Genomic DNA, 2,567 nt, shown 5'->3' with positions numbered 1-2,567 from the left:
AGCGCAATCGCCACCCGGCTGTCGGGCCGCACGCCCTGCGCCATCAACGCGCGAGCCAGCTGGTTGGCGCGGCGGTTCAGCTCGCCGTAGCTCAGCGAACGCCCCTCTGCGCTCACCGCCACGGCCTGCGGCCGGGTGTCGGCCTGCTGTTCGAACAGCTCATGGAGACAGAATGGAGGCGGAGTCGAACAGAAGTCGCCGCCGCCTTCCGCGATGACCTTCATCCGTTCTGCGGCCGATAAAATGCCCAGCGCACACACCGGCCGGGTTGCATCATCTCGCAGCGCCCGGGCCAGATTCTCCAGCGCCGTTTGCATATGGTCGGCCACCCGCGCGGCATCCACCGTCGAGCAGGACTGTACTGTCAGAGTCAAACCAGAGGCCTGATCGTCGACATTCAGCAACAGAGGATAGTTAGTGCGTTCGTCCGCACTCAGCACCTCGATTCCCTCGGCCATCGTCATGACCTTGTGATGAGGATTGAGATCGGTATGACGATAGTTCAGCAGCGCGCTGAATAACGGGGCCGGGGCGGGAACGCCGCTGCATCGCTGCGCCAAAGAAAGAGATGCGTGTTCATGCCTTAATAGCCCGGCCAATCGCGTTTGCGTTTGGCTGAGCGCCTCTGCCACCGAACAGTCCGCCAGCGTCAACCGTAGCGGCAGCGTATTGATGAACATACCTAGCGCCTGTTCCGCCCCGTCCCGCAGTCGCCCAATCAGCACCGTGCCGAAGACCACGTCGTCACGTCCGGAGAGTACGCTCACCACGCGCCCCCAAGCCAGATGCACCAGACTGGCGACGCCGACGCCGTGGACTTTGCCCTGCTCACGCAACGCGGCGACAAGCTCGGCAGGCAATGGGGCAATCGCTTCGCGGGTTTCGCGACCATCCTGCTGATTATCCGTCAAACCGTACGGCAGCGTCGACTCCGTCACGGTTCCCAATAGTTGTCGGAAAAACGCTTCCTCCATCGTGATGTTACGCCCCTGACGCACCTGCGCCACATGACCACGGAACTGGAATGGCGTCGGCAGCTCGGCATCCTCGTCTTGCAGCAAGGCCAGCGCTTCGTTGACCAGCAGTTGCAACGACGTCGCGTCATCCACCACGTGGTGGTACAACAAGGTCATCAGCCACCGTTCATTAGGCCGATCTTCCGCGATCTGCGCTGCCAGCAGCGGCGCGCGATCCATCTCAAGCCGGGCTGGCCGTACACTCAACAGCTGATTGACGGAGCATCCCCCGTGAGGACGGAGTTCAACGTGGCTCACCGGCAGCGTCGCCGTACGCCACACAACCTGCATCGGTTCACGCACGCCTTCCCAACACATCGCGGTACGCAGTACGTCATGACGAGCCATGACAAGATTGAGCGCCCGAATGAACTTATCCAGCCGCGCCCGGCTGTCAAACGCCATCAGAATATGCAGCAGATAAGGATCCTGATGTTCAGACGTCAGAGAGTGATACAGAAGCCCTTCCTGCAAGGGCGTCAGGGGATAGATATCCTGCACGGCCGCCGCCCCGCCCGGCACCGTCGATACGATCCGATCAATCTCGATTTGTGAGAGTGTCGTCAGCGGCAACATCGCCGGGGTGATCCGCGTACATCCGTCCGGGATCGCGCAGTCAGGCACGGCGACGTCATGCGTGCCGCCGACTGCCGCCGCCAACGCCGCCAGCGTCGGCTGTTCAAACAGCACCCGGACGTCCGCATTCAGACCGATCGCTCGCATCTGGCGCATAAGCCTGACCGCCAGCATAGAGTGGCCGCCCAGCTCAAAAAAGTGGTCATGACGGCCGACCTGTTGCAGATCCAGCACGTCTTCCCAAATCCGCGCCAACGCGCTTTCTACCGGTCCTTGCGGCGCAGTATAAGTGCGCATGGCGCGCGCATCTGTATCCGGCGACGGCAGCGCACGGCGATCCAGCTTGCCGTTAATAGTCAGGGGCAAGCTCGCCAGACGGACATAGGCGGCCGGCAGCATGTATTCCGGCAGCGTCTGGCGTAAAAAGTCGCGTAGCGTTTGTACGCGGGGTTCATCCACGCCCGCCGAGGTGTTCGGGATGTAATAAGCGACCAGCTGCGTGCCTCGGTCACTGTCTTCTCGCGCCACCACCACGGCGTTATCCAGCTGCGGATGCATCGCCAATCGACGCTCGATCTCCCCGAGTTCGATACGAAACCCACGGATCTTGACCTGAAAATCGTTACGCCCGAGGTACGCTACCGTGCCGTCTTCCCGCCAGCGGCCCAGATCGCCGGTGCGGTACATACGCGCGCCAGCCTCCCCACAGAACGGGTCGAGCGGGAATCGCGCTTCCGTCAGCGCAGGCTGATTCAGATAGCCCCGCGTCACCCCGGCGCCGCCGACATACAGTTCGCCCGTCACGCCCAGCGGCACTGGCTCGCCATGACTATCCAGCAGGTATAACCGCAGGTCCGGCAGCGGCTTGCCTATCGGGCTTTCCCCCGCAGGCATCTCTGCCGACAGCGGACAGTGCGTCACATGCACCGTCGTTTCGGTGATGCCGTACATGTTCACCAGCTGCGTTTCCGCCTG

At 62.4% G+C, this 2,567-nt stretch carries 1 protein-coding gene; it reads right to left on the bottom strand.

Features of this window, described 5'->3' with window-relative positions; genetic code table 11:
• A partial coding sequence (locus tag AU509_RS17670; protein ID WP_139824082.1) for a condensation domain-containing protein occupies window positions 1-2,567 on the bottom strand: 2,567 nt, incomplete at both ends.

The organism is Lonsdalea britannica (assembly GCF_002111595.1).
GTDB classification, from domain to species: domain Bacteria; phylum Pseudomonadota; class Gammaproteobacteria; order Enterobacterales; family Enterobacteriaceae; genus Lonsdalea; species Lonsdalea britannica.
Note: the sequence above shows the minus strand (reverse complement) of the source record. Positions and strands in the feature narration are given on the sequence as shown.